At 72.2% G+C, this 15,507-nt stretch carries 16 protein-coding genes; 9 read left to right on the top strand and 7 right to left on the bottom strand.

Annotated elements, in window-relative coordinates; all coding sequences use genetic code 11:
• Window positions 1-44: 44 nt before the first annotated feature.
• The 4 genes from FBY23_RS13865 to FBY23_RS13850 all read left to right on the top strand — a co-directional run bounded on the left by FBY23_RS13865 (window position 45) and on the right by FBY23_RS13850 (window position 5,217).
• On the top strand, window positions 45-758 hold the full coding sequence (locus FBY23_RS13865) for an SDR family oxidoreductase (protein WP_141798674.1): 714 nt from the start codon (window positions 45-47) through the stop codon (window positions 756-758).
• A 3-nt stretch (window positions 759-761) separates the two neighbouring features.
• Window positions 762-1,847 carry an S-adenosylmethionine:tRNA ribosyltransferase-isomerase gene (locus FBY23_RS13860; protein WP_141798673.1) on the top strand — a complete coding sequence of 362 codons (1,086 nt, stop codon included), beginning with the start codon at window positions 762-764 and terminating at the stop codon, window positions 1,845-1,847.
• A gap of 71 nt (window positions 1,848-1,918) precedes the next feature.
• Window positions 1,919-2,671: an ABC transporter ATP-binding protein gene (locus tag FBY23_RS13855; protein WP_141798672.1), complete on the top strand. Its 753-nt coding sequence runs from the start codon at window positions 1,919-1,921 to the stop codon at window positions 2,669-2,671.
• On the top strand, window positions 2,659-5,217 hold the full coding sequence (locus tag FBY23_RS13850) for an ABC transporter permease (RefSeq protein ID WP_141798671.1): 2,559 nt from the start codon (window positions 2,659-2,661) through the stop codon (window positions 5,215-5,217). The genes FBY23_RS13855 and FBY23_RS13850 overlap by 13 nt, the downstream gene beginning before the upstream one ends.
• Before the next feature lie 137 nt (window positions 5,218-5,354).
• On the opposite strand, the gene FBY23_RS13845 is transcribed toward FBY23_RS13850, so the two are convergent.
• Genes FBY23_RS13845 through FBY23_RS13835 form a run of 3 tightly spaced genes read right to left on the bottom strand, consistent with a single transcriptional unit; the run spans window position 5,355 to window position 8,168 of the window.
• Entirely contained in the window at window positions 5,355-5,939 is a 585-nt protein-coding gene (locus tag FBY23_RS13845; RefSeq protein WP_141798670.1) for a DUF6036 family nucleotidyltransferase, read from the bottom strand.
• Window positions 5,936-6,523, bottom strand: coding sequence for a helix-turn-helix domain-containing protein (locus tag FBY23_RS13840; protein ID WP_141798669.1), 588 nt, complete (start codon window positions 6,521-6,523; stop codon window positions 5,936-5,938). The genes FBY23_RS13845 and FBY23_RS13840 overlap by 4 nt, the downstream gene beginning before the upstream one ends.
• A 46-nt stretch (window positions 6,524-6,569) precedes the next feature.
• Window positions 6,570-8,168, bottom strand: a complete 1,599-nt coding sequence (locus FBY23_RS13835; RefSeq protein WP_141798668.1) for an ABC-F family ATP-binding cassette domain-containing protein — start codon at window positions 8,166-8,168, stop codon at window positions 6,570-6,572.
• Window positions 8,169-8,236: 68 nt separating this feature from the next.
• On the opposite strand from FBY23_RS13835, the gene FBY23_RS13830 reads away from it, so the two are divergent.
• The gene (locus FBY23_RS13830; RefSeq protein ID WP_260805958.1) at window positions 8,237-9,202 is read left to right on the top strand and encodes a neutral zinc metallopeptidase; all 966 of its coding nucleotides are present in this window, start codon (window positions 8,237-8,239) and stop codon (window positions 9,200-9,202) included.
• 11 nt (window positions 9,203-9,213) lie between these two features.
• On the opposite strand, the gene FBY23_RS13825 is transcribed toward FBY23_RS13830, so the two are convergent.
• The 3 genes from FBY23_RS13825 to FBY23_RS13815 are packed head-to-tail and all read right to left on the bottom strand — an operon-like array spanning window position 9,214 to window position 12,582.
• On the bottom strand, window positions 9,214-10,119 hold the full coding sequence (locus tag FBY23_RS13825) for a phosphotransferase (RefSeq protein WP_141798667.1): 906 nt from the start codon (window positions 10,117-10,119) through the stop codon (window positions 9,214-9,216).
• A gap of 10 nt (window positions 10,120-10,129) precedes the next feature.
• Complete coding sequence (locus FBY23_RS13820) at window positions 10,130-11,680, bottom strand: ABC transporter permease (protein WP_141798666.1); 1,551 nt, start codon at window positions 11,678-11,680, stop codon at window positions 10,130-10,132.
• Window positions 11,677-12,582: an ABC transporter ATP-binding protein gene (locus FBY23_RS13815; protein ID WP_141798665.1), complete on the bottom strand. Its 906-nt coding sequence runs from the start codon at window positions 12,580-12,582 to the stop codon at window positions 11,677-11,679. The genes FBY23_RS13820 and FBY23_RS13815 overlap by 4 nt, the downstream gene beginning before the upstream one ends.
• A gap of 54 nt (window positions 12,583-12,636) precedes the next feature.
• On the opposite strand from FBY23_RS13815, the gene FBY23_RS13810 reads away from it, so the two are divergent.
• Window positions 12,637-13,110 carry a GbsR/MarR family transcriptional regulator gene (locus FBY23_RS13810; RefSeq protein WP_141798664.1) on the top strand — a complete coding sequence of 158 codons (474 nt, stop codon included), beginning with the start codon at window positions 12,637-12,639 and terminating at the stop codon, window positions 13,108-13,110.
• A 196-nt stretch (window positions 13,111-13,306) separates the two neighbouring features.
• A complete protein-coding gene (locus FBY23_RS13805) occupies window positions 13,307-13,762 on the top strand; it encodes a GNAT family N-acetyltransferase (protein WP_141798663.1) in 456 nt (151 codons plus the stop codon).
• Here the strand turns inward: FBY23_RS13805 and FBY23_RS13800 are convergent.
• Window positions 13,746-14,384 carry an acVLRF1 family peptidyl-tRNA hydrolase gene (locus tag FBY23_RS13800; RefSeq protein ID WP_141798662.1) on the bottom strand — a complete coding sequence of 213 codons (639 nt, stop codon included), beginning with the start codon at window positions 14,382-14,384 and terminating at the stop codon, window positions 13,746-13,748. The two genes, FBY23_RS13805 and FBY23_RS13800, sit on opposite strands and share 17 nt — an antisense overlap.
• A gap of 61 nt (window positions 14,385-14,445) precedes the next feature.
• Between FBY23_RS13800 and FBY23_RS13795 the strand changes: the two genes are divergently transcribed.
• Window positions 14,446-14,958, top strand: coding sequence for an SRPBCC family protein (locus tag FBY23_RS13795; RefSeq protein ID WP_222117818.1), 513 nt, complete (start codon window positions 14,446-14,448; stop codon window positions 14,956-14,958).
• Between the two features lie 51 nt (window positions 14,959-15,009).
• Window positions 15,010-15,504, top strand: a complete 495-nt coding sequence (locus FBY23_RS13790) for a DUF1472 domain-containing protein (protein WP_141798661.1) — start codon at window positions 15,010-15,012, stop codon at window positions 15,502-15,504.
• The last annotated feature ends 3 nt before the right edge of the window (window positions 15,505-15,507 follow it).

The raw sequence follows: 15,507 nt of genomic DNA, 5'->3' as shown, positions 1-15,507 counted from the left end.
AGGTTCGACGATGGTGGCTCGACCCACCGAGCAAGGGAGTTCCCATGACCCACGTCGCACTGGTCACCGGCGGCAGCCGGGGCCTCGGCCGGGCGCTGGCCGACGGTCTCGTCGCAGCCGGCTGGCACGTGATCACCGACGGGCGCGACGCCGACGCGCTGGCGACCGCGGCCCGCCCCTGGGCCGGCAGCGCCACGGCGATCCCCGGCGACCTGACCGACGCTGCACACCGGGACCGGCTGGTCGCGGCCGTGCGCTCCCGCGGACGGCTCGACCTGCTGGTCCACAACGCCGGGGTCCTCGGGCCGGCGTCCGGGACCACCCGGCGGCGCGCGCTCGCCGAGGTCGGGCCGGAGGACCTGCAGCACGTCTGGCGGCACAACGTCGGCGCGCCGATCGTGGTCACCGGCCTCCTCGTCGGCGAGCTCGCCGCCTCGCGCGGCACGTTGCTGTCGATCTCCTCGGACGCCGCGCTGGAGCACTACGAGGGATGGGGCCTGTACGGCGCCTCCAAGGCCGCGCTGGACCACCTCACGATGACCTTCGCCGCCGAGAACCCGGAGATCCGTGCCTACGCGGTCGATCCCGGCGACATGCGCACCCGGATGCACCAGGAGTGGTTCCCCGGCGAGGACATCTCCGACCGGCCGCTGCCGGAGACCGTCGTCCCCCACCTGCTGGCGCTCCTCGAGCAGCGGCCGCCGTCCGGCCGGTACCGGGCCGCCGACATCACGGTGCCCGTCGCGGCAGGGGGCTGAGCCGTGCGCCTACTCGACGAGAGCCCTGCCGTCCGGTTCGAGGCTCCGCGCACGACGTACGCCGGCGCCCCGGCCGAGCGTCGCGGCCTCGCCCGTGACGGGGTCCGCCTGCTCGTCGCCGACGGCGCCACCGGCGTCACGCACACGCGCTTCGACCGCATCGGCGACCACCTGTCCGCCGGCGACCTGCTCGTGGTCAACGACTCGGCCACGGTCGCCGGCGCCCTGGACGGCCGCTCCGAGCGGCACGGGGACGTCGTGGTCCATCTCGCGATGCCGCTCGACGACGACACCTGGGTGGTGGAGGTGCGTCGGGCGCCCGACGCCGACCGCAGCATCCTCGACGCCCAGGCGGGCGACACGATCAGCATCGCCGCTGGGAGGACCGTCCTCCGGCTGCAGGAGCCGTATCCGCCGGCCGGGTCCTCGCCGACCGGCGTCGGCAACCGGCTGTGGCGGGCCGTGCCGACCGGTGCCCCGCTGGCGCGCACCGCCCACCGCTACGGGCGCGCGATCGCGTATGGCTACCTGGACGACCGCTACCCGCTCTCCGACTACCAGACCGTCTTCGCGCGAGTGCCGGGCAGCGCCGAGATGGCCTCCGCCGCGCGGCCCTTCACCGCCGACCTGGTGACCCGGCTGGTCGCCCGTGGAGTCCTGCTCGCCCCGGTGACCCTGCACACCGGCCTCTCCTCGCAGGAGGCCGGGGAGTCGCCCCAGGCCGAGCGGTTCGTCGTACCCGCGGCCACGGCGGACCTGGTCAACCTGGTCCGCTCGCGCGGGCGCCGGGTCGTCGCCGTCGGCACCTCCGCGACACGGGCGCTGGAGTCGGCCGTGGTCGCCGGCTCGCCGACGACCGTGGCCGCGACGGCAGGCTGGACGACCCGGGTGGTCACGCCCGGCCGGCCGCCGGCAGTCGTCGACGGCCTGGTCACCGGCTGGCACGACCCGGGCGCCTCCCACCTGCTGCTGGTCGAGGCCGTCGCGGGGGCCGCTCTTGCCCAGCAGGCCTACGCCGCCGCCACCCACGGCGGCTACCTGTGGCACGAGTTCGGCGACTCCTGCCTGCTGCTGCCCGCCCGCCCCTGATCCGCAGGCTCAGGGGCGTCTGGGGGTGTTTCCTGATGATGGCGCGCGGCTGCATCGGGCAAGGTGGTGTCATGACGGCCGACACCCCTCTCGCCTCCCCGGCCGCGGTCGCGGCTCGTGCGATCGACCTCCACAAGCGCTACGGCTCGGGTGACTCCGAGGTGCGCGCGCTCGACGGGGTCTCCCTCGACATCGGCGCCCATGAGTTCACCGCGATCATGGGGCCCTCCGGCTCGGGCAAGTCGACGCTGATGCACTGCCTGGCCGCCCTCGACACCCCCACCTCCGGCGAGGTCCAGATCGGCGATGTCACCCTGTCCCGGTTGCGTGACAAGGCCCTCACCGCGCTGCGCCGCGAGAAGGTCGGCTTCGTCTTCCAGGCCTTCAACCTGGTGCCCACCCTCACCGCGCGCGAGAACATCCTGCTCCCCCTCAGCCTGGCCGGCCGCAAGCCGGACCAGGACTGGTTCGACACGGTCGTCGACACGATCGGGCTGCGCGACCGCCTCGGACACCGGCCCTCCCAGATGTCCGGTGGCCAGCAGCAGCGGGTCGCCTGCGCGCGGGCGCTGGTCAGCAAGCCGGCGATCGTGTTCGCCGACGAGCCGACCGGCAACCTCGACAGCACCTCGGGAGCGGAGGTGCTCGGCTTCCTGCGCCGCAGCGTCGACGAGTTCGACCAGACGATCGTGATGGTCACCCACGACCCGGTCGCGGCGTCGTACTGCGACCGCGTCGTGTTCCTCGCCGACGGCCGGGTCGTCGACGAGCTCCGCGAGCCCGACCGCGAGGCGATCCTGGAGAAGATGACGTGCTTCGCCTGACCCTGCGCAACCTGTTCGCCCGCAAGGTGCGGCTCGTGATGAGCGGGCTCTCGATCATCCTCGGCGTGGCGTTCCTGTCCGGCGTGCTGGTGTTCAGCAACGGGCTCTCGACGACCTTCGACGGGATCATCCACGGCTCGACACCCGACGGCGTCGTCCGGGCGGCCGACACGGCGTCCTTCGACGGCGGGGTCTCCGGTCAGACCCTCAAGGCCCTCACGCCCGACGACGTGGCCCGGCTGAAGGCGCTGCCGCAGGTCGCGCGGGCCGACGGCGACGTCGCCGGGTTCGGCATGAGCCTGCTCGCCAGCGACGGCACCCTCGTCGGGGGCACCGGTGCCCCGACGCTCGCGTTCAACCACACCGACGGCCCCAACATGGACGGGGAGCGAGCGCTGCTGCTCACCTCCGGTCGCTGGCCGGGCGGGCCGGGCGAGATCGTGCTCGACGAGGCCGCCGCGAAGGCGGGCGACTACGAGGTCGGCGACCAGGTCAAGCTGCTCGCACCGTTCGGGACCCTGGAGCGCACCGCCGAGCTGGTCGGCACAGCGGAGTTCAACGGCGGCGGTACTGCGGGCGCGACCCTGCTGGTCTTCACGACCCAGGAGGCGCAGGCGCTGTTCCTGGGCGGCAAGGACGTCTACAACCAGATCAGCCTCACCGCGGCCGCCGGGGTGTCGCAGGAGCAGCTCGCGGCCGCGGCCTCGGCGGTGCTGCCCGACGGCTTCGAGGCGGTCACCGGTGACAAGGTGGCCGAGGAGTCGCAGGACGCGGTCGGCTCGTTCCTCGGCATCATCAGCACCTTCCTGCTGGTGTTCGCGATCATCGCCGTGATCGTGGGCGGCTTCATCATCGTCAACACCTTCTCGATCCTCGTGGCCCAGCGCACTCGCGAGCTCGCCCTGCTCCGTGCGCTCGGTGCCGGCCGGGGCCAGGTCACCCGCTCGGTGCTGCTGGAGGCGTTCGTGCTGGCCGTGGTGGCCACGACCGCCGGCATCGCGCTCGGTCTCCTGCTCGCCCGAGGCCTGGCCGCCATGTTCCGCTCCCTCGGTCTCGACATCGCCGGCGCTGCGCTCGACCTCACCCCGCGCGCGGTGGTCACCAGCTATGTTGTCGGCGTCGGCGTGACGATGGCGGCGGCCTACCTGCCCGCCCGGCGCGGCGCGAAGGTGGCGCCCGTGGCGGCGATGCGGGCCGACGCCGTGCCGGAGCGGGGATCGCTGCGTCGTCGCACCCTCATCGGTGCGGTGCTGCTCGTGATCGGCGCCGGCTTCGCGGCGGTCGGCGTCGCCGGCGCTCCCGGCTCGGACGCCGCATGGATCGGCGTGGGCGCGGTGATCTGGATCCTCACCGTCGCCGCGATCAGCCCGGTCGTCGGCAAGCCGGTGCTCGCCCTGTGCCGTTCGCTGTTCGGCGCGGTCTTCGGCACCACCGGACGCCTCGCCGGCGAGAACGCGCTGCGCGACCCGCGCCGTACCGGTGCCACCGCGTCCGCCCTCATGATCGGCCTGGCCCTCGTCTCCACCATCGGCGTCCTCGCCGCCTCGCTCAACGCGTCGGTCGACGACGTGGTCGACGAGCAGTTCACCGCCGACCTGCTGGTGCAGAACTCGAACTTCCTGCCGTTCTCCACGACGATCGGCGACGAGGTCGCGAAGGTGCCGGGCGTCGCCGTCGTCAGCCGCCAGCAGTGGACGGCGGCTCACGTGGCCTCGGGACCACGCGACGGCGAGACGGTGAGCGTGGCCGGCAACGACGCGGAGTTCGCGCGGATCTACCACCAGGACGTGGTCTCCGGCGTCGCGTCGCCCACCGGCGCCGAGGCAGTGCTCTTCCGCTCGCTGGCCCGCTCGCTCGGCCTGAAGGTCGGCGACCGGCTCGACCTCGGCTTCCAGGGCGGGACCACGCTGCACCTGAAGGTCGCGGGCATCGTCGAGTCCGCCGACACCACCTCCGAGGTCACGGTCCCGCTCGACCAACTGGTGGCGGCCGGCGTGCTGCGGCAGGACTCGACCCTCAGCGTCCTCATCGAGCCCGGCGCCGACAAGGCGAAGGTCCGCGACGCCGTCGACGCCGCCGCGGCCTCGGCCCCGATCGTCGGCGTCTTCGACAAGGAGGGCTTCGCCGACCAGATCCGCGACCAGGTCAACCAGCTGCTCTACATCATCTACGGGCTGCTGACCCTGGCCATCGTGATCGCCGTCATCGGCATCATCAACACCCTCGGCCTCAGCGTCATCGAGCGCACCCGCGAGATCGGCCTGCTCCGTGCGGTCGGCATGAGCCGCGCCAAGCTGCGCCGGATGATCACCCTGGAGTCGGTCGCCATCGCCGTCCTCGGCGCCGTGCTCGGCATGGCCCTCGGCCTGTTGATCGGCATCCTGCTCCAGCGTTCGCTCTCCGACGACCTCAGCAGCCTCGGCCTGCCCCTCGGCCAGCTGCTCGGGTTCCTCGTCGTGGCGATCGTGGTGGGCGTGCTGGCTGCCGTCATCCCCGCCGTCCGGGCGAGCCGGCTGGACGTGCTGGACGCGATCGCGAGCGAGTGATCAGGCCGGCGAGTTGTTGCGGTTTGGTCCCAAACCGCAGCAATTCGGCCCTTTGACCTGCGGTTCCTGCCCAATCGAGGAGCCAGAGGCGGACGTACGGAGACCTGCTCGCCTCGCTGGAGTAGCGGAGCTCGCCGTCAGTCGCTGGAGTCCCGGAAGTGCCGAACGATTCGGACGGCGCTGTTCGCCAGAGCGTCGACCTCCGCGTCGAGGTCGTCCGACCGGCGCAGCCCCAATGCCATCTCGAGTGTCTCTGCATCGACGTACGCCTCGCGGAGAAGCGCGGCGAAGACGTCGGCATCCGGCTCCACGAGCCCCAGCACCGCCGCGAGAGTGGCGATGTCGGCGTAGTCGCGTTCGCGCATCGCCACCATCTTCATCGCCAGCAAGTGCTCGGGCGGGGCGTAGTCGATCGACAGGCCGGGCGACTTCGGCACCGACGTCGACCTGCGCGGCGGAACCCACGGCGCAGCTCCCGGGTTGAGCCAGCGCGGGGGCAGTCCATGGAGGTGGGCAATCGCCGCTGCCTCGTCGTACACGGCGGCGTCCGTAGCGATGGCGTCGACGTCGACCGTCACCCGGCGCTCCACGACGGTCAGGGCGATAGCAGCTCCGCCGACGACATAGATGCCGGCGGCGATCCCTCGCTCGGCGAGGCGTTCGTCGAGCTCAGCCAGCAGCATCTCGAGCTGCTCACGGCCGAGCTCGACGAGCGCGCTCATGCCGTCGCCAAGTCGCGCTCGGCGACATAGATCCCGCGCACCGAAAGCCAGCCAGGGGTGGCATCCCGGATCTCGGCGTCATCGAGCAGGAGGTTCGGCTTGATCCATTCCTCGTCGGCGCGCAGGTCCGTCCATGCAGGAGCCGTGCGGTCGGCGGCCATGAACTCGTGGGCGACGAAGGCGCCCAGCAGTGCGTCCCAGCGATCGGTGGTCCTAGCGCTCGGCCGGGCTTCCCATGCGTCGGCGGGTGCACCCGGCGTCGCGAGCAACTCACGAACCTGGTCCCGAGCCTGGACCGCGATCTTGAAGGCCCAGGCCTCGTCACCCTCGTCGACCGCGTCCTTCAACGCTCGCTGGGCGAGGTCCGGCGTGAGCCACCCCTGATCACGCGCCTCTCCGAGTGCGGCACCGATGCGGCACGCCCGGACGAACAGCGCTGCCGACGGGCTTGCAGTCCCCTTCAGGTAGGAGGACAGGCGGGAGTGGGAGGTCCCCAGGGCAGCAGCGAACCCACGCAGGCTGAGACCGCTGCTCTTCATGGCCTCACTCAGCCGGCGGGCGACTTCGCGGGTGTCGACGTCCATCACGCCTCCTTCACGACAATGGTACCCGATCAGGTACCACCGGCGGTCACGCCAGCGCGACCAGGTCGGCGTAGTCCGGGCTCCACAGGTCCTCGACGCCGTCGGGGAGGATGAGCACGCGGTCCGGCTCGAGCGCGTGGACGGCACCCTCGTCGTGGGTGACCAGCACGATCGCGCCCTCATAGCGGCGGATCGCGTTGAGCACCTCCTCGCGCGAGGCGGGGTCGAGGTTGTTGGTGGGCTCGTCGAGCAGCAGCACGTTGGCGGCCGAGACGACCAGCGAGGCGAGCGCCAGGCGGGTCTTCTCGCCGCCGGAGAGCACGCCGGCAGGCTTGTGCACGTCGTCACCGGAGAACAGGAACGAGCCGAGGACCGAGCGGGCCTCGGTGTCGGTGAGCTGGGGCGCGGAGGACTGCATGTTCTCCAGCACGGTTCGGGTCACGTCGAGCGTCTCGTGCTCCTGGGCGTAGTAGCCGACCTTGAGGCCGTGGCCGGCGACGACCTCGCCGGTGTCGGGCTTGTCGACGCCGGCGAGGATGCGCAGCATCGTGGTCTTGCCGGCGCCGTTGAGGCCCAGGATGACCACGCGGGAGCCCTTGTCGATGGCCAGGTCGACGGCGGTGAAGATCTCGAGGGCGCCGTACGACTTGGACAGGTCGTGCGCGGAGAGCGGGGTCTTGCCGCAGGCGGCGGGCGTCGGGAACTTGATCGCGGCGACCTTGTCGGACTGCCGCTCCCCCTCGACCCCGTCGAGGAGCTTCTCGGCCCGCTTGAGCATCTGCTGCGCGGCACTCGCCTTGGTGGCCTTGGCACGCATCTTGTTGGCCTGGTCGGTGAGCGTCTTCGCCTTGTTCTGGGCGTTCATCAGCTCACGCTTGCGGCGCGCCTCGTCGGTCTCTCGCTGGGTCAGGTAGTTCTTCCAGCCCATGTTGTAGACGTCGATGACCGAGCGGTTGGCGTCGAGGTGGAAGACCTTGTTGACGGTCTCCTCGAGCAGGTCGTTGTCGTGGCTGATCACGATGAAGCCGCCCTTGTAGGACTTCATCCAGTCCCGCAGCCAGGTGATCGAGTCGGCGTCGAGGTGGTTGGTCGGCTCGTCGAGGACGAGCACCTCGGCGCTCGAGAACAGGATCCGGGCCAGCTCGACGCGACGCCGCTGGCCGCCGGACAGGGTCCCGAGCGGCTGGTCCATCAGCCGGTCCGGGATGCCGAGGCTCTGGGCGATCTGGAGTGCCTCGGTCTCGGCGGCGTACCCGCCACCGGCGTCGAGCTCGTCCTGCGCCCGCTGGAACTTCCGGAACGCCCGGTCCCGCTCGTTCGGGTCGTCGGAGGCCATCGCGACCTCGGCGGCCCGCATCCGCCGTACGGCGTCGTCGAGGCCGCGTGCGGACAGGATCCGGTCGCGCACGATGACCTCGGGGTCGCCCACGCGCGGATCCTGCGGGAGGTAGCCGAGCTCTCCGCTGTTCGTGACGGAGCCGCCCGCGGGCAGCGCGTCGCCGGCGAGCACCTTCGTGAGGGTGGTCTTGCCGGCGCCGTTGCGGCCGACGAGGCCGACCTTGTCGCCGGGGCCGACGCGGAAGCTGACGTTCTCCATGAGGAGTCGCGCACCCACGCGTACCTCGAGCTGGTGCACGGTGATCATGAGGAGGCCATTCTCCCACGGCGGTTCGGCGCCCCCTAAATGACGGCCCTGTCCTCTAGGGTGCTGACGTGGTGCGATTCAATCCCAAGGCCCGCCTCGACCAGTCCCGAGTGCGTGATGCCGGCTCCGGCGGTGGCGGCGGCATGGGTGGCGGTCTCGGTGGCGGCGGCATGCGCATCCCCATCCCTAGCGGCAAGGGCGGCATCGGTGGTCTGATCGGAGTGATCCTGGTCGTGGTGGTGACCCTCCTGCTCGGCGGCAACCCGCTCAGCGGCGGTGGCGGCACCGGCGGGCTGGGCAACGTCTACTCGCCCTCGCGCCTGAGCGACCAGCAGCAGGGCACCGATCGCTACGCCGACTGCAAGACCGGCGAGGACGCCAACAACAGCCAGGACTGCGCCCGGGTCGCGATCGAGAACTCGATCACCGCCTACTGGGACAGCGAGCTCGGCGGCAAGTTCCGCCCGGAGAAGGCGATGGTCACCTTCACCGGCTCGGTCGACACCGGGTGCGGTGCGGCGTCGTCGGCGGTCGGCCCGTTCTACTGCCCGACCGACGAGACGATCTACCTCGACACCACCTTCTTCGACGACGTGCTCGAGGGTCAGCTCGGCGGGCCGGACGGCAGCTTCGTGGAGTTCTACGTGCTCGCCCACGAGTACGGCCACCACATCTCCAACCTGCTCGGCTACATGGGCCAGGTGCGCAGCCAGCAGACCGGGCCGCAGAGCGACGGCGTACGCCTCGAACTGCAAGCCGACTGCTACGCCGGCATGTGGGCCAAGCACGCGACCACCACCGAGGACGCGTCGGGCGAGAAGCTGATCCTCGACCTCACCCAGGACGACATCAACCAGGCCATCGAGGCCGCGAAGTCCGTCGGCGACGACTACATCCAGAAGCGCTCGGGCGGTCGGGTCAACGAGGAGGCGTGGACCCACGGCTCCTCGGCGCAGCGCCAGAAGTGGTTCATGGTCGGCTTCACCGACGGCACCCTCGACGCCTGCGACACCTTCGCGGCCCCCAAGGTCTGAGCCAGCGGGTCCTACAGCGCCAGCAGGGACTCCATGTGCCCGAACGTGCGCTGAAGCGCGCGCAGGTGCGGGGCCACCGCGGGGTGGCGGTACTTGCCGGCGAGCGCGCCCTCCCCACCCGCGACCCGGGCCAGCGCCCACTCGGCGCGGTTGAGCGCGGTGTAGACGGACACGACCTGGGCGCCGAGGACCACGGCGTCGCGTTCCGCGATCCCGTCGGGAAGGCCGAGCAGGTAGGCGTCCAGAAGGGGCTCGAACTCCTCGCGCGAGGAGAGTGACAGGTAGCCCAGGTCGCCGCCGACCGGGCCGTGGCCGAGGGTCCCCCAGTCGATGGCGAGCGCGTCGTCGCCGAACCGGCCGGGGACGTTGAGCGCCGTCGGGTCGCCGTGCTGCGGGATCTGCGGCAGGTCGTCGAGCAGCGCGAGCATCCGCTCGCGGTGGGTCCACAGGTGCTCGGCGACGTCGGCGACCGTCGTCCGGGCCAGGGTCGTCCAGCCGCCGCTCCTGGAGACGCGGGCCAGGCGGTCGCGGAGCAGGGAGGTCGCGAGGAAGGCCGGGTGGCCGAGGTCGGCGCCCGAGAACCGGCCGAGCGACAGCGCGAGGAACAGCCCGCTCGACGCCGCGTCCTCGACCCAGTCCCGCACGATGGTGACGCCCTCGTCGTCCTCCTCGACCGAGGCGCCGGCCGAGCGCAGCCCGGGCGTGCCGGCGGTGAGGCCGGCGACCAGGACGTCGGCCTCGCGGCGCCAGTACCCGGCGTGGGTGCGCTCCGAGAGGACGGCCGGGTCGCCCGGAACCGGCGCGCCGAGCCGCTTGACCACCACGGGCCGCCCGCCGAGCGCGGTCCGCCACACGCCGACGGTGGACGTCCCCGTGCCTCCGGGGAGCGCCACCCAGTCGGGCTCGGGCTGCCACATGCGGCTGAAACTAGCCGATGTCACGCTCGCGGAACCGCCACCACGCCACGACCAGCAACGCGGCGGTCACCGCGCTGAGCCCACCGGCACTCCCCCAGCTCCATGCGTCGGAGGGCAGCGACGGCACGTGGGAGTACGGCGAGAGCCCGGTCAGCCACCCCGGCAGGTCCAGCAGGTCCCCGAGCAGGCTGAGGGTCAGGAAGGCCGCCGGCCAGGCCCAGACCAGGGCCGACCACCGCAGCCCGAGCGCCAGCGAGAGCACGGCGAGCGCGCCGACCACCCAGGCCGCGGGCACCCACGCGAGGGCCGCGAGGACCAGGTTGCCGATGCCGGGACCGTCCGCGGCGACGTACCCGATCCACAGGCCGACGCCGGTCACGACGAGGAGCCACGCGGTACCGACGAGCGCGAGCACCGCGGACGCGGCGAACCACCCGCTGCGACTGGTCGCGGTCGCGAGCACGAGCTCGGCGCGGCCGTCCTCCTCGTCGCGGCCGGCGTGGCTCACCACGGTCACCGCGAAGTAGGTGAGCACGACGGCGACGACGGACAGGATCGCCGCGACCAGCGCCCCGCCGAGCTCGTCGATGATCGACTGGGCGACCTCGGAGTCCAGCAGGTCGCCGATGCCGGGGGCGATCATGCCGAACACCACGCCGAGCACGCCGGCCGCGACCGACCAGAGCAGGAGGGTGGTGGCGTGCACCTTGAGCGCCAGGGTGAGCGCGTCGGCCAGCCGGGGCGAGCCGGTCCGCGGACCGGGGCGGGTCGGCACCAGGCCGGAGCCGAGGTCGCGGCGGGCGCGCAGCACGAAGGCGGCCGCGGCCAGGACGCCGGCGACGAGGAGGTAGCAGGGCAGCAGCCACCACCGGACCTCGCCGTAGGCGCGCACCTGCGTGTTCCAGCCCAGCGGCGAGAGCCAGCTGAGCCACTCCGGGCCGGTGTCGCCGGCGGCACGCAGCACGAACAGGATCCCCACCACCCCGGCCGCGTACGCCGCGCAGGTGCGTGCACTGGCGGAGAGCTGGGCGGTCACGGCGGCGATGCCGGCGGCCACCAGGGCGGTGCCGGCCCAGAGCGCGCCGAAGGCCACCGACCCGGCGGCGCTGAGCCCGGACACGGTGTTGCCGAGAGCGGTGAGCACACCCAGCACGAGGGCCAGGAGCACGGCCTCGAGGAGCGTGGCGACCAGCGAGGCGTGGCGGCCGACCGCGGTGCCGCCGATCAGCTCGGTGCGGCCGGTCTCCTCCTCGACCCGGGTGTGCCGGCGCACGACCACGATGAACAGCACGGCCACGAACACGGCGTACAGCACCGTCATCTTGGTCATGGCCAGCTCGCCCTCGCTGGTGACGTCGAGGATCGGGCCGTAGAGCGCGACGATCGCGGGGCTGGCGTTGATCGCCTCGGCGGCCCGGACCCGGTCGGCCTGGTCGGCGTACAGGCCCGGGGTCGCGGCCGCGGACGCGACGCTCATCAGCACGAGTACGGCGAGTGCCACCGGCGCGAGGATCCGGTCCTGGCGCAGGCCCAGGCGCAGCAGGAGCGGCCAGCCGGTCACCGGCCCGCTCCGACGCGGTCCCGGTAGGCGTCGAGGAAGAGCTCCTCGAGGCTGGGCGGGGTGCTGGTCAGCGCCGTGACGCCGGCGGCGGTGAGGGCGGTCAGCACGCCGGGCAGGCCATCGGGGTCGACGGTGCAGCTGACCTGACCGTCGGCGACCGCGAGGTCGTGGACGCCGGGTACGGCGGACAGGTCCGGCGCCGTACCGCTGAGCGAGGCGACGATCCTCGACCTGCTGAGGTGGCGCAGGTCGCTGATCCGCCCGCTCTCGACGACCTTGCCCTCGCGGATGATGGTGACCCGGTCGGCGAGCCGGTCGACCTCGCTGAGGATGTGGCTGGACAGCAGCACCGTCGCACCGCGGCCCGTCTGCTCGGCGACGCACTCGTTGAACACCTGCTCCATGAGCGGGTCGAGGCCGGAGGTCGGCTCGTCGAGGATGAGCAGGTCCGGGTCGGTGGCGAAGGCGGCCACGAGCGCGACCTTCTGCCGGTTGCCCTTGGAGTACGCGCGACCACGCTTGGTCGGGTCGAGGGAGAACCGCTCGATCAGCTCCTCGCGCCGCGAGGTCGCCGGGTCGGCGCCGCGCATCCGGATGAGCAGGTCGACGATCTCGCCGCCGCTGAGGTTGGGCCACAGGCTCACGTCGCCGGGCACGTAGGCCAGCCGGCGGTGCAGGTCCGCGGCATCGCGCCACGGGTCGCCGCCGAGGATGGTGACCTCGCCGCCGTCCTTGCGCAGGAGGCCGAGGAGCACCCGGATGGTCGTGGACTTCCCGGCTCCGTTGGGACCGAGGAAGCCGTGCACCTCGCCGGCCTCGACGACCAGGTCGAGGCCGTCGAGTGCGCGGAAGGAGCCGAACGTCTTCACGAGGCCGTGCACCTCGATGAGGGGACTCGTCATGACTCCATCATGCACCTGTTTCAGCAATTTCTGAATGTTGTATAGGATCTGGGCATGGCGACCGAGACCTCCCGCGACTCCTTCGTGGAGCGGATGGGCGGTGCGCTCACCAGCGCCGGCCTGGCCCGGCTCCCCTCGCGGGTCTTCGCGGCCCTCCTCGTCGACGACGACGGCCGGATGACCGCCGCCGAGATCGCGGCCGGCCTCGGCATCAGCCCGGCCGGCGTCTCCGGCGCCGTGCGCTACCTCGACGGCATCGGCATGATCCGCCGCGAGCGCGAGCGCGGGTCCCGCCGCGACGTGTTCGTGGTCGACGACGATGCCTGGCACGGGATGATCGGCCGGCTCGACCAGTTCTACGCGCCGCTCATCGCCGCCCTCGACCGCGGCCTCGCCGAGCTCGCCGACGGCGACCCCGCCCGGCGGCGGCTGCGCCTCTCACGCGAGTTCCTGGCCTTCGTGCTCGCCGAGATGTCCGACCTCGACCAGCGGTGGGCCCTACGACGTACCGAGCTCGGCCTCGACTGACTCCTAGCCCGTTGAGTTGCCGCTTTCTCACCGTTGAGTTGCCACAAACTCACCCTTGAGTTGCCACCCCGCGGAGGGTCGTTGTCCCGAGATGGCAACTCAACCGCGAGAAAGCGGCAACTCAACGCCTAGCACGGGCAACTCAACGAGGGGGGCGACGACCGTTCGACGCCCCGGCATACGGGAGGATCGGAGCATGCAGATCGCGACCGACGACCCCCGCCGGAGCGACGTGCTCGGGCTGCTCGAGGAGCACCTCGCCGACATGTACGCGACCTCGCCCGCCGAGAGCGTGCACGCCCTCGACCCGGACGCCCTGGCGGCGCCGTCGATCACGTTCTGGACCGCCCGCGAGGACGACGTCCTCCTGGGCTGCGTCGCCCTCAAGCAGCTCAGCGACGGGCACGCCGAGCTCAAGTCGATGCGTACCGCGACGACGGCCCGCCGCCGCGGCGTGGCCGGGCGGCTGCTCGACCACGTGCTGGCCGAGGCCCGCGAGCGCGGACACGCCCGGATCAGCCTGGAGACCGGCACCGAGGACTACTTCGCCCCGGCCCGCGCGCTCTACCTGACCCGCGGGTTCACCGAGTGCGGGCCGTTCGAGGGCTACGTCCTCGACCCGAACAGCGTCTTCCTCACCCTCGATCTGTGAGGCGAGCGACCCCGCCGGCGTTCTCCACGACCACCACCAGCGACTGCGCGTCGCGCAGCGCCTGCTCGAGCACCGCTCGTCGCGGATCGGGTACGGCGAGCCACGGCCCCACCACGGCGACGGACCGCAACCGCGGGTCACGGAGCACCTCGTCCACCGCGCCCCGGTCGCCGCCGGCCACGATCTCGCTCGCCCCGGCCAGCACCGCCACGGCATGCTCGGCGGCCGCCTCGTAGGCGACCCGGGCCTGGTTGGCGCGCCGACGGGCGAACCGCTGCTGGGACTGGCCGCCGGCCTTGGTCCGGCCCTGGACGTGGCGTTGGCCGACCTTGCTGGCGACGACCTCGCCGGCCTCGAGGCGTGCAACGGCGAAACCGCCCTTGCGGACCAGCAGCACACCCCAGACCGGCGGCTGCTCGGTGTGGTCGGCGAAATCGGCGAGGTCGTCGGGCCGGCCGTCATACGCCCGGGAGAAGGGCAACCGGGCGGTGAAGGTCGACCCGTCCTCCGCGACGCCGCGCACGCCGCCGTCGACGACGGTCAGGGCCGTGCCGCCGTGCGACGACATGAAGTTCTCCAGCCACCGCGGCCAGCGGGCGGACGGGACGAGGACCTCGGGCACAGCGCGACCCTAGTGCGCATCCCGTCGCCGACAGCAACAAGAACGTGTTCTACTTCTCTCCATGTCGGAGCCCACCATGCACCCCTGCGAGCGGGTCGGGATCGAGTACGTCGACACCGCGCCGCACCGCTACGCCAACAGCGTCGACCTCGCGATCACCCCGCAGCAGCTGTTCGAGGTCTTCGCCGACGCCGACGCATGGCCGCACTGGGCGAAGGTGATCCGGCACGTCGAGTGGACCTCGCCGCTCCCGCCGGGGGTCGGCAGCACCCGTGTCGTGTCGATGCTCGGCGGCCTCGAGGGCGCCGAGGAGTTCCTGGCCTGGGAGCCCGGCCGGCGGATGGTCTTCCGGTTCAACGAGGCCTCGGAGAGGTCGATCCGCGCCTTCGCCGAGCGGTACGACGTCGAGCCGACCCCGCAGGGCTGCCGGCTCACCTGGACCCTGGCGCTCGACGTGACCGGGCCCGGCAAGCACTTCATGCCGGTCAGCGGGCTGGTCTCGAACCTGTCGTTCCGGTGGTTCCTGCGGAACCTGCGCCGCTACACCGACCGCCGGTTCGCGACGGTTTCGTAAATTCATCCGCGATCGACCGCGGCGAACGCGCGCGCGACATAGCGTCGCAGCGTGCTCCCGCTCCCCCGTCGCACGCTCGTTCTCGCGCTGGCCGTCCTGGCCGCACTGCTCGGCGCACCCGCGGCGGCGTCGGCTGACGACGGCCTGCCCGGCCTGACGGTCGGCACGGCAGTGCGCACCGTCGACCCAGCGGTGCAGGAGTACTGCTGGACCTATCCGGACGTCGTCACCGAGCAGGGCGAGATCGGGTCCAGCACCTGCGGCAACCACAGCCGGCGCCCGGCGCCCACGCTGCGGCACGACGGCGCCCTCCGGCTGACCTTCGCCGGGTCCGGGTGGCGCTGGAGTGCGCGCTACGAGAGCACCCGCCCGGCGAGCCCGGCGTGCCGGGAGACCCGACGGGTGCGTCGTCTCGGCGAGCACGACTACCGGGTCCGGCGCCCCGCGTACCACGGGACCTACCGGGTGACGCTGACCGGACGCGGACCCGAGGGTCGGATCGTCGCGGCGTTCGTCTGGCGCTACGGCACGGGCCGCTGCTCCTGACCG

The organism is Nocardioides sp. SLBN-35, from assembly GCF_006715725.1.
In the GTDB taxonomy this organism is placed as follows: Bacteria; Actinomycetota; Actinomycetes; order Propionibacteriales; family Nocardioidaceae; genus Nocardioides.
The sequence above is the reverse complement of the archived record's forward strand: the minus strand, read 5'-3'. Positions and strand labels throughout refer to the sequence as shown.